The organism is Burkholderia sp. Bp8984 (assembly GCF_003853755.1).
Taxonomy (GTDB): Bacteria; Pseudomonadota; Gammaproteobacteria; order Burkholderiales; family Burkholderiaceae; genus Burkholderia.
The window spans coordinates 62,833-88,965 of the sequence record NZ_QTQN01000029.1 but is presented as its reverse complement, the minus strand read 5'-3'; the positions used below and the strand labels follow the sequence as shown (position 1 = coordinate 88,965).

Below are 26,133 nucleotides of genomic sequence, written 5' to 3'. Positions count from 1 at the left end.
GATCGGGCAAGTCCAGTTGTTTCCGGTTCGACGTGACAACACGGAGGGAAGGACGATGAGGAAGACGCACGGGATGATGCTGGCCGCGCTGGTTGCGGCGAGTTTCGCCGCGCCGGTCGCGATGGCGCAGGGGCACGGCAACGACGACAACCACGGTGACCACGGCAATCACGGCATGCACCGCGGCCACGGCCCGAAGCACATGCCGCCCGGCCAGGCGATGCATCGCGACGACGACGTACCGCCGCGCTGGGCCGACCAGCCGCGCCGCGACTGGCACAAGGGCGACCGGCTCCCGGACGAATTCCGCGATCGCCAGTACGTGGTCGACGACTGGCGCGGCTATCGGCTGAGCCCGCCGCCGCGCGGCTATCACTGGGTCGGCGTCGGCGGCGACTATCTGCTCGTGCAGATCGGCTCGGGCATCGTGCTGCGGGTCGGTCCGTAACACCGGCCACACCTGCCGCCGCTCATCGCTTCATCCGGATGCCGGGGCGTGCGTCCCGGCATCCGCGTCACTTGTCCTGGTCCGACTTCACCGCCCGGCGGAACCAGCGTCGCTCGATCCGCGACATTGCCCAGCACACCGCCAGCGCGCAGACGGTGCCGAGCGCGACTTCCCCGAGCCGCATCAGCGGAATGTCCCACAGCGGGCCGTTACCCGGAAACAGCAGCACGATCGTCGCGGTGACGCCGCCGAGACGCGCCGCGCTGCCGACGTTCAGGCACCAGCAGCCGACGATCGTGATCGCGACCGCGATCGCATAGGCGACGAGGCGATCGCCGCCGAGCGCGGCCCCCGCGAAGCCGACCACGCCGCCGATCATCGCGCCGATGAACTGGTCGCGCGACAGCGACATCGTGTCCGAATAGTTGTGCTGCGTGACGGCGATCGCGGTGATCGCCGCCCACACGGCCTGCTCGGTGTGCAACGCGCGGCCGATCGCGTATGCGAGGCACGCGCCGCACACGGCCTGCAGCGCCATCACCGCGCCTTGCGTGAGGCGTTCGCCGAAAGTCAGCCCCTTGAACAGATCGAAGATCGACTGCTGGATCTGTTGGCGGGCTTCGTTGAGGGTCCTGATCGTATCCATCGTGTCGGCCAAGAAGCGGGGCGGCGGTGCGTGTGTCAGTGCGCCTGTTCGGACGAGGCGGCGGCCGGCGTGCCCTCGGGTGCGTCGCCGTTCTCGACGCGCGTTTCGGGCATCGCGAGCCAGACGAGCAGGACCGCGAGCGCGCCAGCAGCGGCGAGCCCGAAGAAGCTGATCGCATTGCCGAAGTGATCGGCGACATAGCCGGCCACGGCCGTGCTGAGCGTCGCGCCGATCCCGGCCGCGAGCCCGAACAGCCCGATGCACAGGTTGTAGCGGCCCTTGCCGCCCGCGACGTCGGCCGCGATCAGCGGCAGCATCACGCCGAACACGGCCGCGCTGATGCCGTCGAGCATCTGCACCGGCACGAGCAGGTACGGGCTGCTCACGCCGGCGAACAGCAGCGCGCGCACCGGCAGCGCGGAGAAGCCGAGCAGCAGGATCGGCCGGCGTCCCCAGCGTTGCGAGGAACGGCCGACCCACGGCGACAGCATCGCGACGATCGCCTGCGGCACGATGATGCACGCGGCGATCACGAGCTGCACGTTCTCGCCCATCCCGGCCGTCACTTCGCCGGCCGCGAGGTTGAGCATCGCCGCGTTCGACAGGTGGAACAGCACGACGCACGCCGCGAAGATCAGCATCCGGCGATCGCGCAGCAGTTCGAGCAGCGTCTCGCGGTGCTCGCCTTCGTCGTGATCGTCGGGTTTCGACGATTGCGGGATCACTTCGTGGGTCGGCTGGATCATCGCGAGCGCGAACAGCGCGGGCAATGCCAGCACGGCGGTCAGCCAGAACACCGCGCGCGCGGAGAAATACTCGCCGGTGAGCCCCATCAGGCCCGCCGCGACCGCGCTGCCGATCGACGCCCAGCGTGCGTTGCGGCCGAGCCGGTCGCCGAGATCGGCACGGCCGACCAGCGAGAACGAGATCGCGGCCATCGCCGGCACGAGCATGCAGCTCGCGAAGCCGTGGAACACTTCGGCCGCGATCACCGGCACGATCGTCGGGCTCGACGCGAGCAGCACCGCGGACAGGATGATGGCCGCGATCGCCCACGCGGCCGCGCCTTTCTTGTTCTTCAGCGCATCGACGGCCGCGCCGCCCGGCACCTGGCTGACCATCGCGCTGATCGTGCCGATCGACAGCACCATGCCGATCTCGCCCTGCGTCCACTTGTGCGACGCGAGGTAGGACGCGATGAACGGACCAAACCCGGTTTGAACGTTTGCAACGAAAAAGTTGAGCCAGTCGAGGGACCGCAGACTGCGCACGCTGACGGAATGCTTGATCGTCATCGGGTGGCACTCGCAGACGAAGCCGGCACCGGTGCCGGGGCAACGGGCGGGAAGACCGCGATGATCGGCTTGTCGGCCGCGTAGGGCGGCGACGCCTTGATCTGCGCATCGTTCAGGTCGAGCTGCGGATGCAGCGCCTTGTCGCGCGTGACGAAGCGCAGCGCGCCCCAGCTCGCGGCGATCGAGCGGCGGTCGGTGTTGACGAGCCCGCCGAGGTCGAGCACGACCGCCTGCGGCTGCGCGGCGCGGTCGATCAGCACGTCGACGATGCGGCCGATCTTCGTGCCGTTCGGGCGCTCGACATCGCTGTCGAGCATCGGCAGTCGCGTCGCGGGCGACGCCGCGGCCGAACCCGACAGCGGCACGGCCTTCGGCCGCGCGGCCGGAGGCAGGTCGCCCGACGGCACGTCGAGCACGATCGGCTCCTGTTTGCCGCCCGGCGTGAAGCGGAACACGTTCCACGGGAAGATGACCTTGCGGTCGCCGACACCCATGAAGCCCTGCAGGTTGACGATCATCTCGCGCGGCTTGCCGCTCGCGTCGGCCACCATGTCGACCGCGCGGCCGATCACCTTGCCGTTGCGGCGCGCGACCTCGCTGTCGAGCAGCGCATGGATCTGCGTGCGGTCGAGCGGGCGCGTCGCGACGATCGGGGCGGGCGGTGGTGGCGGAGGCGTCGGTGTTTCGGGGCGCTGCACGGGTTTCGGCCGCGTCACTTCGCGGTGCGGTTTCTTCGGTGCTTCCGGCGCTTCCGGCTGCGTCGGCGCCGGCACGGGCGGCATCGTCAGCGGTTCGCCGGCGGTTTCCTCGACGGGCTCGACGAGCGCTTCGCTGATCGGCGCGGGCGGATTCTGCGTCGGCAGCAGCCCGCAGCCGGACAGCAGCGCGGCGGCGAGAACGAGGAAGACCGTCGAGGACGGGAACGACATGCGGGATGCGGGAAACGGAAATCCGCCGCTCATTGACACTCACTCCATGGGTCGGGGGCCGGGCCCGGAGGCGCGCGGCTGGCGATGGATGGCGGGTGCGGGCGGCGCACCACGCGAGGTGAGAGTTTAACGTGTCTTCCTTTCAGGGCCGATTTCGATGGCTTGCTGGAGGCGGACTGTCGGGGAAAGGTAGGGATCGGCGGCCGTCGCGTCTCAGTCGGGCGACGGGGAAGGCCGGCGGATGAGGGGCGGCTCACACGGGTGCCGCCCCGGCCCGCCGCCGTCATGGCGGGCAGGCGCGGGCGCTGCATGAAGCAGGGAGAAAACGGAGCGTCAGGCGTCCGGGTACCACGCGTCGGTGAATTCGCTGACCCGGACGTCGGTCAGCTCCGGACGTGCGGCCAGCCACGCCCGCACGTTCTCGCGGTCGGCGTCGGTGGTCGTGCCGCGCGGCGCGCCGGAGATCACGTAGGCGCCGATCCCTTCGTCAGCGGAGGCGACGGTCAGCAGCCCGTTCGCTTCGACGAAATCGATGAATGCATCGATCAGCTGGCCACGTTCGAGGTCGGACAGCTCGTTGCGGTATTGCGCGGCCGCGTTGAACGCGAGTTCCTGGAACTCGGCGATGTGGAGTTTCTTGCGCTGGCGGCGGTTGTGGCGTTGGCTCATGGTGTGTGGTGAGTGAATGTGAGGTGGGAAAGGATAGCGCGGCGGCCGCTGCGGGTACTGTCCCGACGTGCCGCGCGGTCCGGCCGGTCGCGAAAGGGGCGAGCGTTGCGTCGTCGCGATCTCGTGCTGTCGCGCGGCCGATCAGAAAACCATCGTTGAACAATCGATCGACTTGGCTTTCGCGGTGCGGCTCGGCCGGCGGCTGATTGCACGCGTGACCGAATGATACAGGGATGGCGAGCGTCTTCGGCTTTGCCAGGGCCGGCGGCTTCGAGTCGAGCGATACGAACCAGCGAATCGGCGAAATGCAAAAAGCCCGCTTGCTGTCGCAAAGCGGGCTTCGATGTTTGGTTGCGGGGATAGGATTTGAACCTATGACCTTCGGGTTATGAGCCCGACGAGCTGCCAGACTGCTCCACCCCGCGGCGCGAATTATAGTGACACTGCTGCGGTGCGTCAAATGCTCAGTGACCAAAGTTGAAATCAAGCGGCCGCGCTTCGCTCGCCAGCGGGCGCTTACGTTGCCCGAGCCCTCGAAGCTCGGCGTGCCAACTGATATTTTTGCTCGATGCCCGCGGCAAGGGTGGGGGCGATCTCCCGATTCGGAGATCGCCGCGCATGACCTTACATCAGCACGATATCGTACTGTTCCTGGCTCAGGTTCGACTCGACCTGCAGCGACACCGGCTTGCCGATGAAGTCGATCAGCATCGCGAGATGCTGTGACTCCTCGTCGAGGAACAGGTCGATCACCTGTTGCGCGGCGATCACGCGGAATTCGCGCGGATTGAACTGGCGCGACTCGCGCAGGATCTCGCGCAGGATGTCGTAGCACACCGTGCGCGACGTCTTCACCTGGCCCTTGCCCTGGCAGGTCGGGCACGGCTCGCATAGCACGTGCGCGAGCGATTCGCGCGTGCGCTTGCGCGTCATCTCGACGAGCCCGAGCTGCGAGAAGCCGTTGACCGTCACGCGCGTGCGGTCGCGCGACAGCGCCTTCTTCAACTCGGACAGCACCGCGTCGCGATGCTCGGCGTTCTCCATGTCGATGAAGTCGATGATGATGATCCCGCCGAGGTTGCGCAGCCGCAGCTGCCGCGCGATCGTATGCGCGGCCTCGAGGTTGGTCTTGAAGATCGTGTCGTCGAAGTTGCGCGCGCCGACGTAGCCGCCGGTGTTCACGTCGATCGTCGTCATCGCCTCGGTCTGGTCGATCATCAGGTAGCCGCCCGACTTCAGGTCGACGCGGCGCGACAGCGCGCGCTGGATCTCCGTCTCGATGTTGTACAGGTCGAACAGCGGCCGCTCGCCGGTGTAGTGATGCAGCTTCGGGCTCACCGCCGGCGTGAATTCGTTCGCGAATTCCGCGAGGCGCTGGTACGTCTCGCGCGAATCGACCTGGATGCGCGTCGTGTCGTCGTTCGCGAAATCGCGCAGCACGCGCTGCGCGAGATCGAGATCCTGGTACAGCAGGCTCGTCGCCGGCAGCCGCTGCGCCTGGGCCACGATGGTCGTCCAGGTCTTGCGCAGGTAGGCGACGTCGCCGGCCAGTTCGTCGGAGGTCGCGTCCTCGGCGATCGTGCGCACGATGTAGCCGCCTTTCTCGTCCGGCGGGATCACGGCGGTCAGCCGCGCACGCACGGCCTCGCGCTCGGCCTCGCTCTCGATCTTCTGCGAGATGCCGATGTGCGGCTCCTGCGGCAGGTAGACGAGCGTGCGGCCCGCGATGCTGACCTGCGTCGACAGTCGGGCGCCCTTCGTGCCGATCGGATCCTTGATCACCTGGACCATCAGCGTCTGGCCTTCGAACACGGTCTTCTCGATCGGCTGGTGCGGCGCGCCCGACTGCGGCTCGCCCGCGAGGCGCGGATGCCAGATGTCGGCGACGTGCAGGAACGCCGCGCGCTCGAGACCGATGTCGATGAACGCCGACTGCATGCCGGGCAGCACGCGCACGACCTTGCCGAGGTAGATGTTGCCGACCCGCCCGCGCGACAGCGTGCGCTCGACGTGAAGCTCCTGCACCGCGCCTTGCTGGACGAGTGCGACCCGCGTTTCCTGCGGCGTGAGGTTGATCAGGATTTCTTCGTTCATGGTGCGATTCAGAAGGCGACGCGCGCGGTGCGCAGCAACGCGGCAGTCTCAAAAAGGGGCAGACCCATGATACCCGAATGGGAACCGTCGATTCGCTCGATGAATTCGGCCGCGCGTCCCTGGATCGCGTAGGCGCCCGCCTTGCCGAACGGTTCGCGGGTGTCGACGTAGCGCTCGAACGCGTCGCGCGGCGCGGCCGAAAAGCGCACCGACGAGCGCGACAGCGCGGGCGGCAGCAGTTCGCCGTCGGCGCCGACCACCGCGACGGCGGTCAGCACCTCGTGTTCGCGGCCTGCGAGGCGGGTCAGCATCGCGAGCGCGTCGTCGGCATCGGCCGGCTTGCCGAGGATCGCTCCGTCGATGGTCACCGTGGTGTCCGCAACCAGCACCGGCGCGGCCGGCTTGCCGCTCGCGACGAGACGCGCCCGCGCGGCCTCCGCCTTCGCGACGGTCACGCGCTGCACGTACGCATCGGCGGCTTCGCCGGGCAGCTCGGCTTCGAGCGCCTCCGCGTCCTCGTCGGGGCGCGGCAGCAGCAATTCGAAGCGCACGCCGATCTGCTGCAGCAGCTCCTGGCGGCGCGGGCTTTGCGAAGCGAGGTAAAGGGTCGGGAAAAGGGCAGGGGGCGTGCTGGACGGCATGGTGTCGTTATCTCGTTGAGCGCGCGCGGCGCGCGTCCCGAGGACGGCACGTCATGCGCGATGGTAGGGGTGATTCTGCGTGATGCTCCACGCGCGGTAAAGCTGTTCGGCAAGCAGCACGCGCACCATCCCGTGCGGCAGCGTCATGCTCGAGATGCGTAGCAACAGGTCGGCGCGCGCCTTGAGTTCCGGATCGAGCCCGTCGGCACCGCCGATCACGAACGCGACGTCACGGCCGTCCTGCTGCCAGCCGGGCAGCGCCTGCGCGAGCTGCATGGTGGTCCAGTCGCGGCCGCGCTCGTCGAGCGCGACGATGCGCGCGCCCTTCGGCAGCGCGGCCTCGATCTTCTGCCGCTCGGCCGCCATCACGCTTTCCGCGCTGCGGCCGCCCGAACGCAGTTCGGGCTTGATCTCGCGCAGTTCGATGCGCAGCTCGGGCGGCATCCGCTTCGTGTATTCGTCGAAGCCGGACGCGATCCAGCCGGGCATCTTGTGGCCGACCGCGAGGATGAAAAGCTTCATCGGGACGACTCGCTGCGGCTCAGCGGCGGCGGGCAGCCGTCTTGCGCGCCGGGCGTGCGGGCGCTTCTTCCTCGTCGTCCTCTTCTTCGCTGGCGGTAGCGAGACCGTTCGGACCCTTGCCGCCGCCGAGCTTCATCCGCACGGGCTTGTCGCCCCAGATTTCCTCGAGGTTGTAGTACTGGCGCAGCGCCGGTTGCAGGATGTGCACGATCGCGTCGCCGCAGTCGACCAGCACCCATTCGCCGGTGTCTTCGCCCTCGGAGCTGACGATGTCGCCGCCGGCTTCCTTGACCTTGTCGCGCACGCTCGACGCGAGCGCCTTGGTCTGGCGGTTCGACGTGCCCGACGCGACGATCACGCGGTCGAACAGTTCGGTCAGGTGGCTGGTGTTGAACACCTTGATGTCTTGCGCCTTGATGTCTTCGAGAGCGTCGACGATCACGCGCTGCAGTTTGCGGATATCCATGGAATCAGGAATGGTAGAGACGATGTTGAAGAATATAGGCCCAGACGGCGGCCGGCACATGCTCGGCCGACGCATCGGGCATTTGCGCGTGACGCGCGATGCATTCGCGCAGGTGTGCGCGGATGTCGGTTGCGGCGATATCGAACGCCAGCGTCGTGTCGATCAGCAGGTGGCCGGCCGGCGTCGCTTTCAGCACGTCGGCACCGGCCTGCCGCCGCGCGATTTCCTGCGCGACGTCCGGCGGCGCCGCGCCGAGGTCGAAGCCCGGGCGCGTCGACGCGCACACGTGCGCGTAGTCGAACAGCTTGCGCCAGTCGCGCCACGTGTCGAGCCGCACCAGCTGGTCGGCGCCGATCAGCAGCGCCAGCGACGCATCGGGGCCGATCCGCTCGCGCCAGCGTGCGAGCGTCTCGACCGTATAGGTCGGCCCCGCGTGCTCGATCTCGTCGGTCGCGACGGTGACCGTCACGCCGGGCAGCGACAGCGAGCCGGCAGCGGCGCGCGTCATCGCGAGCCGATGTTCGGCGGCCGACACGTCGCGCTTCTGGTACGGCTGCCCGGCGGGCAGCAGCGCGAGCTCGGTCAGGCCGAGCACGTCGGCGAACCGGCGCGCGAGCGCGAGGTGGCCGTCGTGGATCGGGTCGAACGTGCCGCCCAGCAGGCCGATACGACGTGACAGCGGCTGCGGGGCGAGGCGGGTGGTGGTGTCCAGAAAAACGTGTCCTGTTCTTGAGGCGGCGGGGCGCGGCGGGCTCAGACCCAGTCGCGCGGCACGAGGAACTCGCTCAGGCGCGCTTCCGGCGAGCCCGGCTCGGGCTGCCAGTCGTAACGCCAGTGCGCGACCGGCGGCATCGACATCAGGATCGACTCGGTCCGGCCGCCGCTTTGCAGCCCGAACAGCGTGCCGCGGTCGAACACGAGGTTGAATTCGACGTAGCGGCCGCGCCGGTAAGCCTGGAAGTCGCGTTCGCGCTCGCCGTACGGCAGCGCGACACGGCGTTCGACGATCGGCAGGTACGCGTTCAGGAACGCGTCGCCGACGCTTTGCATCATCTCAAACGAGCGTTCGAATCCGGGCTCGGAGAAATCGTCGAAGAAGATCCCGCCGATGCCGCGCGTCTCGTTGCGGTGCTTCAGGAAGAAATACTCGTCGCACCACGTCTTGAAGCGCGGGTAGAGCTCGGCGCCGAACGGATCGAGCGCGTCCTTGCAGGTCTGGTGGAAATGCCGCGCGTCGTCGTCGAACGGATAAACCGGTGTCAGATCCATGCCGCCGCCGAACCAGAAGATCGGCGCCTCGCCGGGCTTCGTCGCGATCAGCATCCGCACGTTCATGTGCACGGTCGGGCAGTACGGGTTGTGCGGATGCAGCACGAGCGACACGCCGAGCGCCTCGAAGCCGCGGCCGGCCAGCTGCGGGCGCGCGGCACTCGCCGACGGCGGCAGCGCATCGCCCGCGACGTCGGAAAAACCGATCCCCGCGCGCTCGAACACGCGGCCGCCTTCGAGAATCCGCGTGCAGCCGCCGCCGCGCAGGCGTTCCTCGGGCCCGCGCTGCCACGCGTCGGTCGCGAGCGGCGTGCCGTCGAGCGCGCCGAGCGCGTCGGCGATGCGTGTCTGCAGGCCCTGGAGATACGTGCGCACGCGCGCCACGTCGTAGGTCGAATCGGTCATGTCTGGACTGGCTGCCCCCGCGCGAAGCGGGGGCCGTAAAAAAGGCATCTGCCGGGCATTCTATCGAACCCCGGCAGAGGAGGCCGCCGTTTGCGACGGCAAAGCGGCGGTCAGGGTGTTACGTGCTCTTGCGATTCAGCGCGCGGAAGCCGATGTCGCGGCGGTACTGCATGCCTTCGAAATTGATCTGGTTGATCGTGTCGTACGCATGCTGCTGCGCTTCGCGCACCGAATCGGCGAGGCCGACCACGCACAGCACACGGCCGCCGGACGTCGTCAGCTTGTCGCCGTCGAGCGTCGTGCCCGCATGGAACGTCACGGCCTGTTCGGTCTCGGCCGGGATCCCGTTGATGCGGTCGCCCTTGCGCGGCGCGTCCGGATAGCCGTGCGCGGCCAGCACGACGCCGAGCGCGGTGCGGCGGTCCCAGTCGAGCTCGACCGTGTCGAGCGTGCCCGCGATCGCCTGTTCGACGACCTTCGAGAAATCGCTCTTCAGGCGGGCCATGATCGGCTGCGTCTCGGGGTCGCCCATCCGGCAGTTGAATTCCAGCGTGCGCGGATTGCCTTCCTTGTCGATCATCAGGCCCGCATACAGGAAGCCCGTGAAGCGGATGCCGTCCTTCTCCATCCCGCGCACCGTCGGCATGATGATTTCGCGCATCACGCGTGCGTGCATCTGCGGCGTGACGATCGGCGCGGGCGAGTAGGCGCCCATGCCGCCCGTGTTCGGGCCGCGGTCCTCGTCGAGCAGGCGTTTGTGGTCCTGGCTCGAAGCCAGCGCCAGCGCGTGCTTGCCGTCGACCATCACGATGAAGCTCGCTTCCTCGCCATCGAGGAATTCCTCGATCACGACGCGCGCGCCGGCGTCGCCCAGCTTGTTGCCCGACAGCATCATGTCGACCGCGGCATGCGCTTCTTCCAGCGTCATCGCGACGACGACGCCCTTGCCGGCCGCGAGGCCGTCGGCCTTCACGACGATCGGCGCGCCTTTCGCGTCGAGGTACGCGTGCGCGGCGGCCGCGTCGGAGAAGGTTTCGTAGTCGGCGGTCGGGATGCCGTGGCGCTTCATGAACGCCTTCGCGAAATCCTTCGAGCTTTCGAGTTGCGCGGCTTCGCGGGTCGGGCCGAATACCTTGAGGCCGCGCGCGCGGAACAGGTTGACGATGCCGGCCGCGAGCGGCGCTTCCGGCCCGACGAGCGTGAACGCGACGCCTTCGCTTTCCGCGAAATCGGCCAGCGCGTCGAGCGACGTGATGTCGACGTTCTTCAGACGCTCGTCCTGCGCCGTGCCGCCATTGCCGGGCGCGACGTAGACCATCTGGACGCGCGGCGACTGCGCGAGCTTCCACGCCAGTGCATGTTCGCGACCGCCGGAACCGACGACGAGTAGTTTCATGGGATTCCCCGCAGACTAGAAAACAGGGCGGCCGGCACGCTCAGGCGCGCCGGCCGCGAAATCGGTCGGGCCGCCGTCGCAACGCTGCGCACGGCGGCCGGCATCTCATTCCTCGACGATGACGGCGTTCGTATACACCTCCTGCACGTCGTCGAGGTTCTCGAGCGCGTCCAGGAGCTTCTGCATCTTCGCCGCATCGTCGCCGGTAAATTCGACTTCGTTCTGCGGCTTCATCGTCACTTCGGCGAGTTCGGCCTTGAAGCCCGCGGCTTCGAGCGCGTCCTTCACTGCCGAGAACGCCTGCCAGTCGCACAGCACTTCGATCGAGCCGTCGTCGTTCGTGCTGACGTCGTCCGCGCCGGCTTCGAGCGCCGCTTCCATCAGCGCGTCTTCCGACGTGCCGGGCGCGAACAGGAACTGGCCGACGTGATCGAACATGAACGCGACCGAACCGTCGGTGCCCATGTTGCCGCCGAACTTCGAGAATGCGTGACGGACTTCCGCGACCGTGCGGGTGCGGTTGTCGGTCAGCGTGTCGACGATGATCGCCGCGCCGCTGATGCCGTAGCCTTCATAACGGATTTCTTCGTAGTTCGCGCCGTCCGCGCCGCCGACGCCGCGGTCGATCGCGCGCTTGACGTTGTCCTTCGGCATGTTCGCGTCGGCCGCCTTGTCGACCGCGAGACGCAGGCGCGGGTTCGAACTCGCGTCGCCGCCGCCGAGGCGGGCCGCGACCTGGATTTCCTTGATCAGTCGGGTCCAGATCTTGCCGCGCTTCGCGTCGGCTGCTGCCTTCTTATGCTTGATGTTGGCCCATTTCGAATGACCAGCCATACCTTTCTCCGTGCCCGGGCGCGCTGCGCGGGCGATTGTGCCAATGTGTCGTTGAATCGGCGGCCGTCTGGGCGGGCATGAAGCCGCGGGGCCGCGCGTGTCGAGTGGAACGTGATTTTATCACGCGGCGACCGTCGCTTCGGGGCCGCCGCGCATGGCCGAACGGCCGGGCGGGCCGTTGCGGCGTGCCGGGCCGCGCGGCCCGGCGTCGTCGTATGTCAGTTCTTGGTGCCGAACAGGCGGTCGCCCGCGTCGCCCAGGCCCGGCACGATGTACGCATGCTCGTTCAGGTGCGAGTCGAGCGACGCGACGAACAGCTTCACGTCCGGGTGCGCGTCCTGGAACACCTGCACGCCCTCGGGCGCGGCGACCAGCGCGACGAACATGATGTTCGCGGCCGGCACGTTGCGGCGCTTGAGCACGTCGACCGCGTGCACGGCCGAATAGCCGGTCGCGACCATCGGGTCGCACAGGATGAAGATGCGATCCTCGAGATCGGGCAGGCGCACCAGATATTCGACCGGGCGGTGATCTTCCGCGCGGTACACGCCGATGTGGCCGACGCGCGCGGACGGCACCAGGTCGAGCAGGCCGTCCGACATCCCGATGCCGGCGCGCAGCACGGGCACGATCGCGAGCTTCTTGCCCGCGATCACCGGCGCGTCGACCGCCACCAGCGGGGTTTCGACCCGCTTGGTCGTGATCGGCAGGTTGCGGGTGATCTCGTAACCCATCAGCAGCGTGATCTCGCGCAGCAGTTCGCGGAACGTGCGCGTCGACGTGTCCTTGTCGCGCATGTGGGTCAGCTTGTGCTGGATCAGCGGATGATCGGTGATGAAGAGATTCGGGAAACGGCTGTCCTGTTTCATGACGGGGTGCCTTGGCGGCAAAAGGGGATCGGGGGCGGCGCCGGCGCCAGGCCGGCCGCCGCTCATGGCCGCAATTTTACCAAGGCGCGCCACGTGATCCGGATATTATCGACGTCTCACGACAATCCGCGCGCCGTGTTCGCCCGCTCGCGACCGTTCGCCCGCCCGGCGAACCGGCCTGCGACCCGTCGGCGACCGGCCCGTCCGGCGCGCGTCGCCATAAAGGAATCGACGATGGATCTCGGCATCGCAGGAAAGACCGCGCTCGTGTGCGCGGCGAGCAAGGGGCTCGGGCGCGGCTGCGCGGAAGCGCTGGCCGCCGAGGGCGTGAACCTCGTGATCGTCGCGCGCACGCGCGACACGCTGGAGGAAACCGCGGAGGAGATCCGCGCCGGGTCGAACGTGTCGATCACCGCCGTCGCCTGCGACATCACGACGCCCGACGGCCGCGCGGCCGCGCTCGCCGCGTGCCCGCAGCCGGACATTCTCGTGACGAATGCCGGCGGGCCGCCGCCCGGCGATTTCCGCGATTTCTCGCACGACGACTGGATCCGCGCGCTCGAGTCGAACATGCTGACGCCGATCGAGCTGATCCGCGCGACCGTCGACGGGATGATCGGCCGCGGCTTCGGCCGGATCGTCAACATCACGAGTTCGGCCGTGAAGGCGCCGATCGACGTGCTCGCGCTGTCGAACGGCGCGCGCTCGGGGTTGACCGGCTTCGTCGCGGGGCTGTCGCGCAAGGTCGCGGGGCAGGGCGTGACGATCAACAACCTGCTGCCCGGGCTGTTCGACACCGACCGGATCGCGACGACGCTCGCCGCGTCGGCGAAGGCGCAGGGCGTGAGCGTCGACGAGATGCGCGCGCGGCGCGCGAAGGAAATCCCGGCCGGGCGCCTCGGCACGCGCGCCGAATTCGGCGCGGCGTGTGCGTTCCTCTGCAGCGTGCATGCAGGCTATATCACCGGGCAGAACTGGCTGCTCGACGGCGGCGCGTATCCGGGCACGTTCTGACGCGCGCACCGCCGTTCACACATACGACAACAATCGACCCACGAAGGAAACGGAGATGAGCAAACCCCGCATCGCACTGATTGCGCACGACGCGAAGAAGGACGAGATCGTCGCGCTCGCGGGCCAGTACCGCGCGACGCTCGCGCAATGCCGGCTGGTCGCGACCGGCACGACGGGCGGCCGCATCGCCGCCGCGCACGGGCTCGAGGTCGAGCGCAAGCTGTCGGGGCCGCAAGGCGGCGACCTGCAGATCGGTGCGGAGCTGGCCGAAGGCCGCGTCGACATCGTCGTGTTCCTGCGCGACCCGATGACCGCGCAGCCGCACGACCCGGACATCACCGCGCTGGTGCGCGCATGCGACGTGCACGACGTGCCGGTTGCGACCAACGTCGCGACCGCGCGGATGTTGCTCGACGATCTGGCGCGCAACATGCAGGACGTTTGCTAGGCGTTCGGCACGCGTGAGTGTGCGTGCTTGCCGCCATCTGTCGTGTGGATGACATGTGACGGATGGCGGTGAGCGTTGATAGCGCCGAAACAGGCGCGGATTGCGATGCCCGAGATCGCGGCCGGTCGCTCATCGTAACGACCAGAACCACACGGTTGATGCAGCCCAGTAGCAATCCGAACTGCAGAGGGCGCGGGCGCCATCGATCAGGTCGATGTGTCCGCCGCGGCCGTTCATGTATCAGGGAATGTTCCAGAAGGCCACGACGCCCTTTCTGGCGGCAATGCCGGTCGTCGCATCGTCTCGCCGGAACACTTCAGCCTTGCCGAAATAGGCCGGCTCCGCCAGCATGTTGGCCAGCCTCGCTGGCCGGCTTCAATTCGCCGTCCACGGTGCGGCCCCTTCTGAATGACGAGGCCGCCGCGCAATGTCATTCCGCTCTTGACGAGTGCCAGGCTGATCCGAATGGCGCACGTATTTGCATACGCCGGATTGGCGACCAGGTCTTGCCAGCCGAGCTCCTCGTATAGCGCTTCCCTGGATACCGTCCCGTTGTCCGGATAGTGGCTGTTCAGTAATGAGAAGTGTGGTTTCAAGCAGATCGTCCCCGATCAACGGCACGGATATTTCTGCTGCAGGATGCGGGTGATCAGGCCTGCTGCGTTTGTGCGCAGCGCATCGTTCGGCAGTTTTCGAAGACCGCCGATCACTTCCGAATCGATCTCTCCGGATTTGAGGCGCCCGTTGTCGCACCAGTCGTTGCCTTCGGTCATGTCGGCCACGCCGGCCAGATAACCGGTCATGACGTGGCGCTCGGCGTCGGCGTACGGATTGTTGTCCGTACGGCTGATGCCGTTGAGCAGCCGCGCACCGTCGACGCGTGGGAGCGCGGCTCCGTTCACGGTGCCGATACCTGCCGACAACGATGCGAAAACAAATGCATGGCGGATGAAAAGGGCGTTCATGGCATGGGGTTCGTGAATTCGGCGCAAAGCAAAATAGCACGCTCACCGTCCCGGGAATCTCCATGGACCGCATGATTTCGCGGGGGACCGCACGGTGCAATGGGTGGCGACGCTTTGCCATCGCTGAATGGACAGCCATTCGTCCGACCGAAGATGGTTCCTTGAACGTGGCGAAATGTTACACGTGGGGCACGCGCCGCACGCGAGACGAGCGCAAGGTCGCGACGGATCGGATGGCGCACCATCCGCCGGAATGCACGTCACGTGCCGATCGTCTTTCGCGAAGACCCTACGGTCGTGAAGGGATTGCCGCGGCGTGCAGCACGAGCGCGCGCGACGCGCGAAAATCACGCGCAGTGTCCCGCGTCTGCCCGCCTCGCCGTTCGGGGGCAGCGACGTATTTGCCGAACCGAATTTCCAGACAAGCGAGGAGCGAAACGATGCCGAAAGCAATCCGATACGACCAGGCAGGCGGCCCGGACGTGATGAAGTGGGTCGACGTCGAGGTCAGCGAGCCGCAGGCGGGCCAGGTCCGCGTCAAGCAGCATGCGGTCGGGCTCAACTATATCGACGTGTATTTCCGCACCGGCCTCTATCCGCAGCCGTTGCCCGCCGGGCTCGGGATGGAGGCGGCCGGCGAGGTGACGGCGGTCGGCGATGACGTGACCGCGTTCAAGCCCGGCGACCGCGTCGCCTATGTGTGGTCGTCGCCCGGCGCGTACGCGCAGGAGCGCGTGCTGCCCGCCGACCGCCTCGTCAAGCTGCCGGACGGCATCAGCTACGACGCAGCGGCGTCGGTGATGCTGCAGGGCCTGACCGCACACTACCTGCTGCGCCGCACCTATCCGGTCAAGGCCGGCGACACGATCCTGATCCATGCCGCGGCGGGCGGCGTCGGCCTGCTGGTCTGCCAGTGGGCGAAGGCGCTCGGCGCAACGGTGATCGGCACGGTCGGCTCCGACGAGAAGGCCGAACTCGCGAAAGCGCACGGCTGCGACCACCCGATCGTCTACACGCGCGAGAATTTCACGCAGCGCGTGAGGGCGATCACGAACGATGCGCTCGTGCCGGTCGTCTACGATTCGATCGGCAAGGACACCTACATCGGTTCGCTCGACTGCCTCGCGCCGCTCGGGCTGTTCGTCAGCTTCGGCAACGCGTCGGGCCCGCTGCCGCCGATCGACTCGAAGGAGCTCTCGTCGCGCGGTTCGCTGTTCTTCACGCGGCCGACGCTGTTCTCGTACATCGCGAAGCGCGCCGATCTCGAAGCCGCGGCCGCCGAGCTGTTCGACGTGATCCTGTCGGGCAAGGTGAAGACGAGCATCAACCAGCGCTATCCGCTCGCGGAAGTCGGCCGCGCGCATGCCGACCTCGAGTCGCGCAAGACGACCGGCTCGACGATCCTAATTCCCTGACGCATCCCTTCGCGCCGGCACCACGCCGGCGCGCACCCTGGCGGGCGGCGACGGTCGCCGTCGGTCCAGTCTTCGTCTCGACCGACGTTCGGTCCGCTGTTCCGCCCGCTGTCCCGCCGCCGTTCCACCCGCCGTCCCCCGCCGTCCGCCGCCGCACGCGTTTACGCGTTTTTTATACTGGCCCGATGACCTTTGACCCGTCCTTTACGCGCGTTCCCATAAGGTTCTAGTCGTCCGATTTCGACGACGGAGAACACAAAAATGGATGGGGTTTTCATCGGCGCACTGGTGCTGTTCACAGCGCTGATCCTCGGTTTGCTTGCCGGTTGCGAGACGCTCGCGCAATACGGCCGCGGGGGGCGCGCATGACCTGGATGCTTTGGCTGGCGGGTGCCTCGACGGCCCTGCTGTTCGCGTATCTCGTCTTTGCGCTGCTGCGCGCGGAGGACATCGAATGAACGCGAACAACCTGTTGCAGACGCTGCTGTTCATCGTCGTGCTGCTTGCGGCGGCCGTGCCGGTCGCGCGCTACCTGACGGCCGTGATGGACGGCAGCTCGCGCGTCGTGCGCGTGTTCGGACCGCTCGAGCGCGTGCTGTACCGCATCGCCGGCGTCGACGCCGGCACCGAGATGAACTGGAAGCGCTACGCGGTCGCGACGATCGCATTCAACGCGCTCGGCGCGCTGTTTCTCTACGGCCTGCTGCGCCTGCAGGGTTTCCTTCCCGGCAATCCGCAGCAGTTCGGCGCGATGACGACTGACGGCGCATTCAACACGGCCGTCAGCTTCGTCACCAACACGAACTGGCAGGACTACACGCCCGAGCAGACCGTCAGCTACCTGACGCAGATGCTCGGCCTGACGGTGCAGAACTTCCTGTCGGCCGCGACCGGCATCGTCGTCGTGATCGCGCTGATCCGCGGCTTTGCGCGTCACACCGCGCAGACGATCGGCAACTTCTGGGTCGACCTCACGCGCGTGACGCTGTACGTGCTCGTGCCGATGGCGGCGCTCGTCGCCGCGCTGTTGATGAGCCAGGGCGTGATCCAGAACATGAAGTCCTACCAGGACGTGCCGGTGCTGCAGACGAGCACCTATGCTGCGCCGAAGCTCGACGCGCAGGGCAACCCGGTGAAGGACGACAAGGGTAACGCGGTCACGGTGCCGACGCAGCTGACGAAGCAGACACTCGCGATGGGCCCGGTCGCGTCGCAGGAAGCGATCAAGATGCTCGGCACCAACGGTGGCGGCTTCTTCAACGCGAACTCCGCGCATCCGTACGAGAACCCGACGCCGTTCGCCAACTTCATCCAGATCTTCGCGATCCTGATCATTCCGGCCGCGCTGTGCCTCGTGTTCGGCCGGATGATCGGCGACCGCCGGCAGGGCATCGCGGTGCTCGCGGCGATGACGGTCGCGTTTGCGGTCGCGATCGGCGTCGAGGTGAGCGCCGAGCAGGCCGGCAACCCGGCGCTCGCCGCGCTGCACGTCGACCAGTCGACGAGCGCGCTGCAGCCGGGCGGCAACATGGAAGGCAAGGAAACGCGCTTCGGCATCGCGCAGACCGGCATCTTCACGGTCGCGACGACGGCCGCGTCGTGCGGCGCGGTCGACACGATGCACGATTCGCTGACGCCGCTCGGCGGTCTCGTGCCGATGCTGCTGATGCAGCTCGGCGAGGTGATCTACGGCGGTGTCGGGTCCGGTCTCTACGGGATGCTGGTGTTCGCGCTGCTCGCGGTGTTCGTCGCGGGCCTGATGATCGGCCGCACGCCGGAATACGTCGGCAAGAAGATCGAGTCGTACGAGATGAAGATGGTGTCGATCGTCGTGCTGCTCACGCCGCTGCTCGTCTTGGTCGGCACGTCGATCGCGGTGCTGGCCGACGCGGGCCGTGCCGGCATCGCGAACCCGGGCCCGCACGGCTTCTCGGAAATCCTGTACGCGTTCAGCTCGGCCGCGAACAACAACGGCAGCGCGTTCGCGGGCCTGACGGTCGGCACGCCGTTCTACAACTGGATGACCGCGATCGCGATGTGGTTCGGCCGCTTCGGCACGATCGTGCCGGTGCTGGCGATCGCCGGCTCGCTCGCCGCGAAGAAGCGCATCGCGGTGACGAGCGGCACGCTGCCGACCCACGGCCCGCTGTTCGTCGTGCTGCTGCTCGGCACCGTGATGCTGGTGGGCGCGCTGACCTACGTGCCGGCGCTCGCGCTCGGCCCGGGCGTCGAGCATCTGATGATGTGGCTGGGCGCATGACGCACGAGCGCATGGCGACACCTTGCAAAGACTGAAGAGATTGAAGAGATCGCAATGACTCAACATTCCGCAACACGGTCCATGTTCGATCCGGCGCTGCTGCGCCCGGCGATCGTGGATTCGTTCAAGAAACTCACGCCGCGCACGCAGTTCCGCAACCCGGTGATGTTCTGCGTGTACGTCGGCAGCATCCTGACCACGATCCTGTGGATCGCGGCGCTCGCCGGCCAGGCCGAGGCGCCGGCGGGCTTCATCCTCGCGATCGCGCTGTGGCTGTGGTTCACCGTGCTGTTCGCGAACTTCGCCGAAGCGCTCGCCGAAGGGCGCTCGAAGGCTCAGGCCGCGTCGCTGCGCAGCGCGAAGAAGGACGTGATGGCGAAGAAGCTCAACGAGCCGCATCCGAAGTCGCCGATCCGCATCACGACCGCGTCGGACCTGCGTAAAGGCGACGTCGTGCTGGTCGAGGCCGGCGACGTGATCCCGGCCGACGGCGAAGTCGTCGACGGCGTCGCGTCGGTCGACGAATCGGCGATCACCGGCGAATCCGCGCCGGTGATCCGCGAATCGGGCGGCGACTTCTCGTCGGTGACCGGCGGCACGCGCGTGCTGTCCGACTGGATCGTCGTGACGGTCACCGCGAACCCCGGCGAGGCGTTCCTCGACCGGATGATCGCGATGGTCGAGGGCGCGAAGCGCAAGAAGACGCCGAACGAGGTCGCGCTGACGATCCTGCTCGTCGCGCTGACGATCGTGATGCTGCTCGCGACCGCGACGCTGCTGCCGTTCTCGATGTTCTCGGTCGACGCGATGAAGGCCGGCCACGTGGTGACGATCACCGCGCTCGTCGCGCTGCTGGTGTGCCTGATCCCGACGACGATCGGCGGGCTGCTGTCGGCGATCGGCGTGGCCGGGATGAGCCGGATGATGCAGGCGAACGTGATCGCGACGTCGGGCCGCGCGGTGGAAGCGGCCGGCGACGTCGACGTGCTGTTGCTCGACAAGACCGGCACGATCACGCTCGGCAACCGCCAGGCGTCGATGTTCGTGCCCGCGCCGGGCGTGAGCGAGGAGGCGCTGGCCGATGCCGCGCAGCTGTCGTCGCTCGCCGACGAGACGCCGGAAGGCCGCAGCATCGTCGTGCTCGCGAAGGAACGCTTCAACATCCGCCAGCGCGACATGGCGCAGCTGCATGCGACCTTCCTCGGCTTCTCCGCGCAGACGCGGATGAGCGGCGTCGATCTCCCGGGTCGCGAGATCCGCAAGGGTGCGGCCGATGCGATCCGCCGCTACGTCGAGACGCACGGCAGCCGCTTCCCGGATGAAGTGCGCCGCGCGGTCGACGACGTCGCGCGCCGCGGCAGCACGCCGCTCGTCGTGGCCGACCTGCACGACGGCGTGGCGCGCGTGCTCGGCGTGATCGAGCTGAAGGACATCGTGAAGGGCGGCATCAAGGAGCGCTTCGCGGAACTGCGCAAGATGGGCATCAAGACCGTGATGGTGACGGGCGACAACCGGCTGACGGCCGCGGCGATCGCGGCGGAAGCGGGCGTCGACGACTTCCTCGCGGAAGCGACGCCGGAAACCAAGCTCGCGACGATCCGCGAGCACCAGGCGGCGGGGCGCCTCGTCGCGATGACGGGCGACGGCACCAACGACGCGCCGGCGCTCGCGCAGGCAGACGTGGCGGTGGCGATGAACACCGGCACGCAGGCGGCGAAGGAAGCCGGCAACATGGTCGACCTCGATTCGAACCCGACGAAGCTGATCGAGATCGTCGAGATCGGCAAGCAGATGCTGATGACGCGCGGCTCGCTGACGACCTTCTCGATCGCGAACGACATCGCGAAGTACTTCGCGATCATCCCGGCCGCGTTCGTGACGACGTACCCGCAACTGCGCGTGCTCGACATCATGCATTTGACGTCGCCGGCCTCCGCGATCCTGTCCGCGGTGATCTTCAACGCGCTGATCATCGTCGCGCTGATCCCGCTCGCGCTGAAGGGCGTCACCTACCGGCCGCTCGGCGCCGCGTCGCTGCTGCGCCGCAACCTGCTGGTGTACGGTCTCGGCGGCGTGCTGCTGCCGTTCCCGTTCATCAAGCTGATCGACATGACGCTCGCCGCGCTCGGCTGGGCCTGATGCGCCGCATTTGAAGGAACCCTCATGAAAACGTTGATTCGCCCGCTCGTCGTGATCTTTGTCGTCCTGACCGCCGTGACGGGGCTCGCCTATCCGGCCGTGATGACCGTGTTCGGCCAGGCCGTGTTTCCGTCGCAGGCGAACGGGAGCCTGATCGAGCAGGGCGGCCGCGCGGTCGGCTCCGCGCTGATCGGCCAGCAGTTCGACGCGCCGAAGTATTTCTGGGGCCGCCTGTCGGCCACGTCGCCGATGCCGTACAACGCGACCGGCTCCGGCGGCTCGAACCTCGGCCCGCTGAACCCGTCGCTCGCCGACCAGGTGAAGGCGCGCATCGCCGCGCTGCGCGACGCCGGCACCGACATGTCGAAGCCCGTGCCGGTCGACCTCGTGACGGCGTCGGCGAGCGGCCTCGATCCGGAGATCACGCCGGCCGCCGCCGCGTACCAGGTCGAGCGCGTCGCGAAGGCGCGCAACCTGACCGCCGACGCGGTCGCGCAGCTCGTCGCCGCGAACACGGCGGGCCGCCAGTTCGGCGTGCTCGGCGAGCCGCGCGTGAACGTGCTGAAGCTGAACCTCGCGCTCGACGCGGCGCAGGCCGCGCACTGAACGCGCGGCCGGGCTCCCGGCGCGGCAACCGGCGTGCGGCGCGGCCCGATCCGCGCCGCACGCGCTTGTCCGACGGCGCATGCGCCGTCTTTGCCTTTTGCGGCGATTTGGAACCACAATGACAGTACTCGTTCGCCATCCCGCGTTTCGCCTTCCTGACGCATGAACCGCCCCGATCCCGACCAACTCCTCGACAAGCTGCAGCGCGACGAAGAAAAGCAGCGGCGCGGCCAGCTGAAGATCTTCTTCGGCGCGTCCGCCGGCGTCGGCAAGACCTATGCGATGCTGCAGGCCGCGCGCCAGCGGCTGCAGGACGGCGTCGACGTCGTCGTCGGCATCGTCGAGACCCACGGCCGCGGCGAAACCGCCGCACTGCTCGACGGCCTCGACGTGCTGCCGCTCGCGCGCATCGAGTATCGCGGCCGCACGCTCGCCGAATTCGATCTCGACGGCGCGCTCGCGCGCGCGCCGCAACTGATCCTCGTCGACGAACTCGCGCATTCGAACGTGCAGGGCGCGCGCCACCTGAAGCGCTGGCAGGACGTCTACGAACTGCTCGACGCGGGCATCGACGTGTACACCACCGTCAACGTGCAGCACCTCGAAAGCCTGAACGACGTGGTCGGCGCGATTACCGGCATCCGCGTGTGGGAGACCGTGCCCGACCGCGTGTTCGACGCGGCCGACGAAGTCACGCTGGTCGACCTGCCGGCCGAGGAGCTGCTCGAGCGGATGCGCGACGGCAAGGTCTATCTCGCGCAGCAGGCCGAGCGCGCGGTGCGCAACTTCTTCCGCAAGGGCAACCTGATCGCGCTGCGCGAGCTGGCGCTGCGGCGCACGGCCGATCGCGTCGACGCGCAGATGCGCGAGTACCGCGCCGACCGTTCGATCCAGCGCATCTGGCAGGCGCGCGAGCGGCTGCTCGTGTGCGTCGGGCCGGGCCCCGAGGCGCCGACGCTCGTGCGCGCGGCCGCGCGGCTCGCGGCGAGCCTGAAGGCCGACTGGATCGCCGTGTACGTCGAGACGCCGCGGCTGCAGCGGCTGCCCGACGCGCGGCGGCAGCGCACGCTCGACGCGTTGAAACTCGCGGCCGAGCTCGGCGCGGAGACGGCCACGCTCGCGGGCGACGACGCGGTTGCCGCGCTGATCGGCTATGCGAAGGTGCGCAACGTGTCGAAGCTCGTCGCGGGCGGCTCGCCGAAGGTCGGGCTCGCGCGCCGCTTCGCGCGGCCGTTCGGCGAACAGCTCGCCGAACGCGCGGGCGACGTCGACCTGATGCTGATCCGCGCGTCGGCGAGCGACGAGGTGCGCGCGGCGCCGCTCGACGCGCGCGCACGCGACTGGCGCGACGCGTTCGCGCAATTCGGGTTGCGGCGTTCGCCGCCGCGCCACTACCTGTACGCCGCCGCGATCTGCGCGGCGATCACCGGTGTCGCGAGCGTCGTGTCCGAGCGGCTCGACCTCACGAACCTCGTGATGCTGTACCTGCTCGGCGTCGTGTTCTCGGCCGTGCGGCTCGGGCGCGGCCCGGGCGTGCTGCAGTCGTTCTTGTCGGTCGCCGCGTTCGATTTCTTCTTCGTGCCGCCGCGCATGTCGTTCTCGGTCAGCGACACGCAGTACCTGCTGACCTTCTTCGGGATGCTGCTGACGTCGCTCGTGATCAGTCACCTGACGTCGACGCTGACGCGCCAGGCGAGCATCGCGCAGCGCCGCGAGCGCCGCACCGGCGCGATCTACGCGATGGCGCGCGAGCTCGGCGCGGCGCTGACGACCGAGCAGATCGTCGAGATCGGCAGCCGCCACGTGGGCGAGGTGTTCCGCGCGCGCGTCGCGTTCCTGCTGCCCGACAGCGCGGACCAGGTGCGGCAGAAGATCGAGGAACCCGACGCGGCCGTCACGCTGACGGGCGCGGATCTCGACAGCGACGTCGGCCAGTGGGTGTACGACCAGCAGAAGCCGGCCGGCCGCGGCACCGACACGCTGCCCGCCGCCGCCGCGCTGTACCTGCCGCTGAAGGCGCCGATGCGCACGCGCGGCGTGCTCGCGGTCGCGTCGCGCGAGCCGCGCGAACTCGAGGTGCCCGAGCAGCAGCGGATGCTCGACGCGTTCGCCGCGCAGATCGCGCTTGCGCTCGAACGCGTGCACTACGTCGAGATCGCGCGCGACGCGCTCGTCAACATGGAATCCGAGCGGCTGCGCAACTCGCTGCTGTCGGCGATCTCGCATGACCTGCGCACGCCGCTCACGACGATCGTCGGCTTTTCGTCGATGCTCGCGAACGGTCGCGCGGCCGCGCAGGACGGCGACGCCGCGGCGGCCGAACGCTTCGCGCAGCGCGAGGGCGAGCTGGTCGACGCGATCCACGACGAGGCGCTGCGGATGACGGGCATCGTCACCAACCTGCTCGACATGGCGCGGCTGCAGGCCGGCAGCCTGCAGCTCAAGCGCCAGTGGTCGCTGCTCGAGGAAACCGTCGGCGCCGCGCTCGCCGCGTGCAAGCGCGTGCTCGCGCGGCATCCGGCGCGCGTGTCGCTGCCGGCCGACCTGCCGCTCCTGCAGATGGACGCGGTGCTGATGGAGCGGCTGTTCACCAACCTGTTCGAGAACGCGGCGAAATACACACCGGCCGACGCGCCGATCGACATCGGCGCCGAACGCGTGACCGACGACGGCCAGCCCTTCGTGCGCGTGCACGTCGACGATCACGGCCCGGGCCTGCCGGCCGGGATGGAAACGCGGATCTTCGACAAGTTCACGCGCGGCGAGAAGGAATCGGCGACGCCGGGCATCGGGCTCGGCCTCGCGATCTGCCGCGCGATCGTCGAAGCGCATGGCGGTAGAATCGGCGCGCTCAACCGTACCGCGCCCGACGGCCGCGTGACGGGCGCGCGCTTCTGGTTCACGCTGCCGGTCGACACGCCGCCGGCCGTGCCTGCCGTACCCGACGACGAAATCGACGTGCCCGGCGCGTCGTCTCCCTCCGAGCCATTGCCAGACCATGAGTGAACCGAGCCTGACCGTCGTCCTGATCGAGGACGAAAAACAGATCCGCCGCTTCGTGCGCGCCGCGCTCGAAGAGGAGGACATCGCCGTGTTCGAGGCGGAGACGGGCAAGCAGGGATTGATCGACGCGGCGACCCGCAAGCCCGATCTCGTGATCGTCGATCTCGGCCTGCCCGACACCGATGGCCTCGACGTGATCCGCGAGTTGCGCGGCTGGTCCGGGGTGCCGGTGATCGTGCTGTCCGCGCGCACCCAGGAAGAGGAGAAGGTCGCCGCGCTCGATGCCGGCGCCGACGACTACCTGACCAAGCCGTTCGGCGTGTCCGAGCTGCGCGCGCGGATCCGCGCGCAACTGCGCCGGCGCAACCAGGGCGGCGCGAACGAGTCGCCGAAGGTGAGCTTCGGCACGGTGAGCGTCGATCTCGCGCTGCGCCAGGTGTGGCGCGACGGCGAGATCGTGCACCTGACGCCGCTCGAGTACCGGCTGCTCGCGACGCTCGTGCGGCACGCGGGGCGCGTGCTCACGCATCGCCAGCTGCTGCGCGACGTGTGGGGGCCGTCGCACGTCGAGAGCCATCACTATCTGCGCATCTACATGGCGCACCTGCGCCAGAAGCTCGAGCGCGATCCCGCGCAGCCCGAGCATATCGTCACCGAAACGGGCGTCGGCTACCGGCTCGTCGGCGCCGCGTGACGTCCGCGGCATGCCGCGCGATGCGGCCGGAATGCAAGGCCGCACGCCGGTGAAGTTGCATCGGCGCGACATTGCCGCCGCATGCGCGGGCCGCGCACACCGGCCACGGATTCCCCGCTATGCTGACCGTTCCGCGAACGAAATCGAGGAGCGTGCAATGTCCGTCCGTCTGGTCGTCATCTGTGCGCTGGCGCTCGCTGCGCCCGGCGCGTTTGCCCAGCCGCTGCCGCCCGGGCAGCAGCCTTCGGCGCCGCAACAGGCGCTCGCCAATCCCGCGTCGGTCAACTGCGAGAAGCTCGGCGGCCGCCACGTGATCCGCAACCTGTCGAGCGGGCAGGTCGGCATGTGCGTGTTCAAGGACGGCCGGGTGTGCGACGAATGGGCGCTGTACCGCGACGACCGCTGCGTGGGCGGCGGCGGCGCCAAACGCGTGTCGAACTGAGACCGGGCGCGGCCGGGCGGCGGCGCGCGGGCCATGCGTCGCCGCGATCCCCCCGTTCGCCCCCGGCCGGCGCATCCGGCATGCCCGTAAGCGTCTTGTTATACTCGGCGCCGCCCGGGGACGACCCCGGGCCATTCGCTTCAACGGGGACGGCCCCATCCGATCCGGAGTACGTCGAGATGGCGTGGGTATGGTTGTTGATCGCCGGTTTGCTGGAAGTGGCCTGGGCGGCCGGCATGAAATCGTCCGAGGGTTTCACGAAGCTCGGACCGTCGGTGGTGACGATCGTGGCGGCGCTCGCCAGCTTCGGGCTGCTCGCGGTCGCGATGCGCCAGTTGCCGCTCGGCACCGCGTATGCGGTATGGACGGGCATCGGCGCGGTCGGCGCGTTCGTGTTCGGGATCGTGATGATGGGCGAGGCGCTCACCGCCGCCCGCGTCGCGAGCGCGTCGCTGATCGTGCTCGGGCTGATCGGCCTGAAGCTGTCGTCGGCTGCGTGACGCCGCCGCGCCGGCCGGCGCCCGCGCCCGGCCGTGACGCACTGCGGAATTGCGGCGGCCCGCCTGCCAGCCTGTCTATAATGGAACGCATTCGGGCCTGAATTCCGCTGCGCCGTTCCCGGCAGGCGGCACCGGTTGCCACGCGCCGCGCGGCCGGTCATACC

The 26,133-nt window shown here is 68.5% G+C and carries 26 protein-coding genes and 1 tRNA gene; 12 read left to right on the top strand and 15 right to left on the bottom strand.

What is annotated here, in order from left to right:
* The first annotated feature begins 55 nt into the window (after positions 1 to 55).
* Complete coding sequence (locus DID98_RS26110) at positions 56 to 448, top strand: RcnB family protein (protein WP_124571649.1); 393 nt, start codon at positions 56 to 58, stop codon at positions 446 to 448.
* Between the two features lie 67 nt (positions 449 to 515).
* On the opposite strand, the gene DID98_RS26105 is transcribed toward DID98_RS26110, so the two are convergent.
* The 14 genes from DID98_RS26105 to upp all read right to left on the bottom strand — a co-directional run bounded on the left by DID98_RS26105 (position 516) and on the right by upp (position 12,483).
* The gene (locus DID98_RS26105) at positions 516 to 1,094 is read right to left on the bottom strand and encodes an aromatic acid exporter family protein (RefSeq protein ID WP_124571648.1); all 579 of its coding nucleotides are present in this window, start codon (positions 1,092 to 1,094) and stop codon (positions 516 to 518) included.
* Between the two features lie 35 nt (positions 1,095 to 1,129).
* Positions 1,130 to 2,389, bottom strand: coding sequence for an MFS transporter (locus DID98_RS26100; RefSeq protein WP_124487207.1), 1,260 nt, complete (start codon positions 2,387 to 2,389; stop codon positions 1,130 to 1,132).
* Positions 2,386 to 3,351, bottom strand: coding sequence for a PRC-barrel domain-containing protein (locus tag DID98_RS26095; protein WP_124487208.1), 966 nt, complete (start codon positions 3,349 to 3,351; stop codon positions 2,386 to 2,388). Before DID98_RS26095 ends, DID98_RS26100 begins: the two co-directional genes overlap by 4 nt.
* Positions 3,352 to 3,651: 300 nt before the next feature.
* Positions 3,652 to 3,987: a YggL family protein gene (locus DID98_RS26090; RefSeq protein ID WP_044844709.1), complete on the bottom strand. Its 336-nt coding sequence runs from the start codon at positions 3,985 to 3,987 to the stop codon at positions 3,652 to 3,654.
* 348 nt (positions 3,988 to 4,335) lie between these two features.
* Positions 4,336 to 4,412 (bottom strand) — tRNA-Met (locus DID98_RS26085).
* Between the two features lie 199 nt (positions 4,413 to 4,611).
* Positions 4,612 to 6,081, bottom strand: a complete 1,470-nt coding sequence (gene rng / locus DID98_RS26080; protein WP_044844707.1) for a ribonuclease G — start codon at positions 6,079 to 6,081, stop codon at positions 4,612 to 4,614.
* Between the two features lie 8 nt (positions 6,082 to 6,089).
* Positions 6,090 to 6,722, bottom strand: coding sequence for a nucleoside triphosphate pyrophosphatase (locus tag DID98_RS26075; protein WP_124487210.1), 633 nt, complete (start codon positions 6,720 to 6,722; stop codon positions 6,090 to 6,092).
* Positions 6,723 to 6,773: 51 nt separating this feature from the next.
* The gene (gene rlmH, locus DID98_RS26070; protein WP_044844705.1) at positions 6,774 to 7,244 is read right to left on the bottom strand and encodes a 23S rRNA (pseudouridine(1915)-N(3))-methyltransferase RlmH; all 471 of its coding nucleotides are present in this window, start codon (positions 7,242 to 7,244) and stop codon (positions 6,774 to 6,776) included.
* A gap of 19 nt (positions 7,245 to 7,263) precedes the next feature.
* Positions 7,264 to 7,710 carry a ribosome silencing factor gene (rsfS, locus tag DID98_RS26065; RefSeq protein ID WP_044844704.1) on the bottom strand — a complete coding sequence of 149 codons (447 nt, stop codon included), beginning with the start codon at positions 7,708 to 7,710 and terminating at the stop codon, positions 7,264 to 7,266.
* Positions 7,711 to 7,714: 4 nt separating this feature from the next.
* Entirely contained in the window at positions 7,715 to 8,422 is a 708-nt protein-coding gene (locus DID98_RS26060; protein ID WP_124571647.1) for a nicotinate-nucleotide adenylyltransferase, read from the bottom strand.
* 41 nt (positions 8,423 to 8,463) lie between these two features.
* Complete coding sequence (gene hemF / locus DID98_RS26055; protein ID WP_124571646.1) at positions 8,464 to 9,384, bottom strand: oxygen-dependent coproporphyrinogen oxidase; 921 nt, start codon at positions 9,382 to 9,384, stop codon at positions 8,464 to 8,466.
* A gap of 118 nt (positions 9,385 to 9,502) precedes the next feature.
* Positions 9,503 to 10,780, bottom strand: coding sequence for a phosphoribosylamine--glycine ligase (gene purD, locus DID98_RS26050; RefSeq protein WP_124487212.1), 1,278 nt, complete (start codon positions 10,778 to 10,780; stop codon positions 9,503 to 9,505).
* 105 nt (positions 10,781 to 10,885) lie between these two features.
* Positions 10,886 to 11,614, bottom strand: a complete 729-nt coding sequence (locus tag DID98_RS26045; protein ID WP_044844700.1) for a YebC/PmpR family DNA-binding transcriptional regulator — start codon at positions 11,612 to 11,614, stop codon at positions 10,886 to 10,888.
* 218 nt (positions 11,615 to 11,832) lie between these two features.
* Entirely contained in the window at positions 11,833 to 12,483 is a 651-nt protein-coding gene (upp, locus tag DID98_RS26040; protein ID WP_006478229.1) for a uracil phosphoribosyltransferase, read from the bottom strand.
* A gap of 234 nt (positions 12,484 to 12,717) precedes the next feature.
* Here upp and DID98_RS26035 point away from each other — a divergent pair, with 234 nt between their 5' ends.
* Positions 12,718 to 13,497 (top strand): SDR family oxidoreductase, encoded by a 780-nt coding sequence (locus DID98_RS26035; protein WP_044844699.1) that lies wholly within the window; start codon positions 12,718 to 12,720, stop codon positions 13,495 to 13,497.
* A 55-nt stretch (positions 13,498 to 13,552) separates the two neighbouring features.
* Positions 13,553 to 13,945 carry a methylglyoxal synthase gene (locus tag DID98_RS26030; RefSeq protein WP_044844698.1) on the top strand — a complete coding sequence of 131 codons (393 nt, stop codon included), beginning with the start codon at positions 13,553 to 13,555 and terminating at the stop codon, positions 13,943 to 13,945.
* 611 nt (positions 13,946 to 14,556) lie between these two features.
* Here the strand turns inward: DID98_RS26030 and DID98_RS26025 are convergent.
* Complete coding sequence (locus DID98_RS26025) at positions 14,557 to 14,910, bottom strand: Rap1a/Tai family immunity protein (RefSeq protein ID WP_124571645.1); 354 nt, start codon at positions 14,908 to 14,910, stop codon at positions 14,557 to 14,559.
* Positions 14,911 to 15,350: 440 nt separating this feature from the next.
* Here DID98_RS26025 and DID98_RS26020 point away from each other — a divergent pair, with 440 nt between their 5' ends.
* The 9 genes from DID98_RS26020 to sugE all read left to right on the top strand — a co-directional run bounded on the left by DID98_RS26020 (position 15,351) and on the right by sugE (position 25,969).
* Positions 15,351 to 16,325 carry a quinone oxidoreductase gene (locus tag DID98_RS26020; RefSeq protein WP_124487215.1) on the top strand — a complete coding sequence of 325 codons (975 nt, stop codon included), beginning with the start codon at positions 15,351 to 15,353 and terminating at the stop codon, positions 16,323 to 16,325.
* A gap of 365 nt (positions 16,326 to 16,690) precedes the next feature.
* Complete coding sequence (gene kdpF / locus DID98_RS26015) at positions 16,691 to 16,783, top strand: K(+)-transporting ATPase subunit F (RefSeq protein WP_006752209.1); 93 nt, start codon at positions 16,691 to 16,693, stop codon at positions 16,781 to 16,783.
* The gene (gene kdpA, locus DID98_RS26010) at positions 16,780 to 18,585 is read left to right on the top strand and encodes a potassium-transporting ATPase subunit KdpA (RefSeq protein ID WP_124487216.1); all 1,806 of its coding nucleotides are present in this window, start codon (positions 16,780 to 16,782) and stop codon (positions 18,583 to 18,585) included. The genes kdpF and kdpA overlap by 4 nt, the downstream gene beginning before the upstream one ends.
* Before the next feature lie 54 nt (positions 18,586 to 18,639).
* Entirely contained in the window at positions 18,640 to 20,724 is a 2,085-nt protein-coding gene (kdpB, locus tag DID98_RS26005) for a potassium-transporting ATPase subunit KdpB (RefSeq protein ID WP_124522472.1), read from the top strand.
* Positions 20,725 to 20,748: 24 nt separating this feature from the next.
* A complete protein-coding gene (gene kdpC, locus DID98_RS26000; protein WP_124571644.1) occupies positions 20,749 to 21,330 on the top strand; it encodes a potassium-transporting ATPase subunit KdpC in 582 nt (193 codons plus the stop codon).
* A 162-nt stretch (positions 21,331 to 21,492) separates the two neighbouring features.
* Positions 21,493 to 24,336 carry a sensor histidine kinase KdpD gene (locus DID98_RS25995; protein WP_044844691.1) on the top strand — a complete coding sequence of 948 codons (2,844 nt, stop codon included), beginning with the start codon at positions 21,493 to 21,495 and terminating at the stop codon, positions 24,334 to 24,336.
* Positions 24,329 to 25,027 (top strand): two-component system response regulator KdpE, encoded by a 699-nt coding sequence (gene kdpE / locus DID98_RS25990; RefSeq protein ID WP_124571643.1) that lies wholly within the window; start codon positions 24,329 to 24,331, stop codon positions 25,025 to 25,027. Before DID98_RS25995 ends, kdpE begins: the two co-directional genes overlap by 8 nt.
* A gap of 157 nt (positions 25,028 to 25,184) precedes the next feature.
* On the top strand, positions 25,185 to 25,469 hold the full coding sequence (locus DID98_RS25985; RefSeq protein ID WP_044844690.1) for a DUF333 domain-containing protein: 285 nt from the start codon (positions 25,185 to 25,187) through the stop codon (positions 25,467 to 25,469).
* Between the two features lie 179 nt (positions 25,470 to 25,648).
* Entirely contained in the window at positions 25,649 to 25,969 is a 321-nt protein-coding gene (gene sugE / locus DID98_RS25980; protein WP_044844689.1) for a quaternary ammonium compound efflux SMR transporter SugE, read from the top strand.
* The last annotated feature ends 164 nt before the right edge of the window (positions 25,970 to 26,133 follow it).

What these genes read in the sequence shown, in the direction of transcription:
- DID98_RS26025 (WP_124571645.1), bottom strand. Translation starts at nt 14,910, where the DNA reads ATGAACGCCCTTTTCATCCGCCATGCATTTGTTTTCGCATCGTTGTCG.
- kdpE (WP_124571643.1), top strand. Translation starts at nt 24,329, where the DNA reads ATGAGTGAACCGAGCCTGACCGTCGTCCTGATCGAGGACGAAAAACAG.
- DID98_RS26020 (WP_124487215.1), top strand. Translation starts at nt 15,351, where the DNA reads ATGCCGAAAGCAATCCGATACGACCAGGCAGGCGGCCCGGACGTGATG.
- rsfS (WP_044844704.1), bottom strand. Translation starts at nt 7,710, where the DNA reads ATGGATATCCGCAAACTGCAGCGCGTGATCGTCGACGCTCTCGAAGAC.
- rlmH (WP_044844705.1), bottom strand. Translation starts at nt 7,244, where the DNA reads ATGAAGCTTTTCATCCTCGCGGTCGGCCACAAGATGCCCGGCTGGATC.
- kdpA (WP_124487216.1), top strand. Translation starts at nt 16,780, where the DNA reads ATGAACGCGAACAACCTGTTGCAGACGCTGCTGTTCATCGTCGTGCTG.
- DID98_RS26030 (WP_044844698.1), top strand. Translation starts at nt 13,553, where the DNA reads ATGAGCAAACCCCGCATCGCACTGATTGCGCACGACGCGAAGAAGGAC.
- DID98_RS25995 (WP_044844691.1), top strand. Translation starts at nt 21,493, where the DNA reads ATGAACCGCCCCGATCCCGACCAACTCCTCGACAAGCTGCAGCGCGAC.
- DID98_RS26100 (WP_124487207.1), bottom strand. Translation starts at nt 2,389, where the DNA reads ATGACGATCAAGCATTCCGTCAGCGTGCGCAGTCTGCGGTCCCTCGAC.
- sugE (WP_044844689.1), top strand. Translation starts at nt 25,649, where the DNA reads ATGGCGTGGGTATGGTTGTTGATCGCCGGTTTGCTGGAAGTGGCCTGG.
- DID98_RS26045 (WP_044844700.1), bottom strand. Translation starts at nt 11,614, where the DNA reads ATGGCTGGTCATTCGAAATGGGCCAACATCAAGCATAAGAAGGCAGCA.
- DID98_RS26110 (WP_124571649.1), top strand. Translation starts at nt 56, where the DNA reads ATGAGGAAGACGCACGGGATGATGCTGGCCGCGCTGGTTGCGGCGAGT.
- kdpF (WP_006752209.1), top strand. Translation starts at nt 16,691, where the DNA reads ATGACCTGGATGCTTTGGCTGGCGGGTGCCTCGACGGCCCTGCTGTTC.
- DID98_RS26075 (WP_124487210.1), bottom strand. Translation starts at nt 6,722, where the DNA reads ATGCCGTCCAGCACGCCCCCTGCCCTTTTCCCGACCCTTTACCTCGCT.
- DID98_RS26035 (WP_044844699.1), top strand. Translation starts at nt 12,718, where the DNA reads ATGGATCTCGGCATCGCAGGAAAGACCGCGCTCGTGTGCGCGGCGAGC.
- DID98_RS26095 (WP_124487208.1), bottom strand. Translation starts at nt 3,351, where the DNA reads ATGAGCGGCGGATTTCCGTTTCCCGCATCCCGCATGTCGTTCCCGTCC.
- upp (WP_006478229.1), bottom strand. Translation starts at nt 12,483, where the DNA reads ATGAAACAGGACAGCCGTTTCCCGAATCTCTTCATCACCGATCATCCG.
- DID98_RS25985 (WP_044844690.1), top strand. Translation starts at nt 25,185, where the DNA reads ATGTCCGTCCGTCTGGTCGTCATCTGTGCGCTGGCGCTCGCTGCGCCC.
- purD (WP_124487212.1), bottom strand. Translation starts at nt 10,780, where the DNA reads ATGAAACTACTCGTCGTCGGTTCCGGCGGTCGCGAACATGCACTGGCG.
- hemF (WP_124571646.1), bottom strand. Translation starts at nt 9,384, where the DNA reads ATGACCGATTCGACCTACGACGTGGCGCGCGTGCGCACGTATCTCCAG.
- DID98_RS26090 (WP_044844709.1), bottom strand. Translation starts at nt 3,987, where the DNA reads ATGAGCCAACGCCACAACCGCCGCCAGCGCAAGAAACTCCACATCGCC.
- rng (WP_044844707.1), bottom strand. Translation starts at nt 6,081, where the DNA reads ATGAACGAAGAAATCCTGATCAACCTCACGCCGCAGGAAACGCGGGTC.
- kdpC (WP_124571644.1), top strand. Translation starts at nt 20,749, where the DNA reads ATGAAAACGTTGATTCGCCCGCTCGTCGTGATCTTTGTCGTCCTGACC.
- DID98_RS26105 (WP_124571648.1), bottom strand. Translation starts at nt 1,094, where the DNA reads ATGGATACGATCAGGACCCTCAACGAAGCCCGCCAACAGATCCAGCAG.
- kdpB (WP_124522472.1), top strand. Translation starts at nt 18,640, where the DNA reads ATGACTCAACATTCCGCAACACGGTCCATGTTCGATCCGGCGCTGCTG.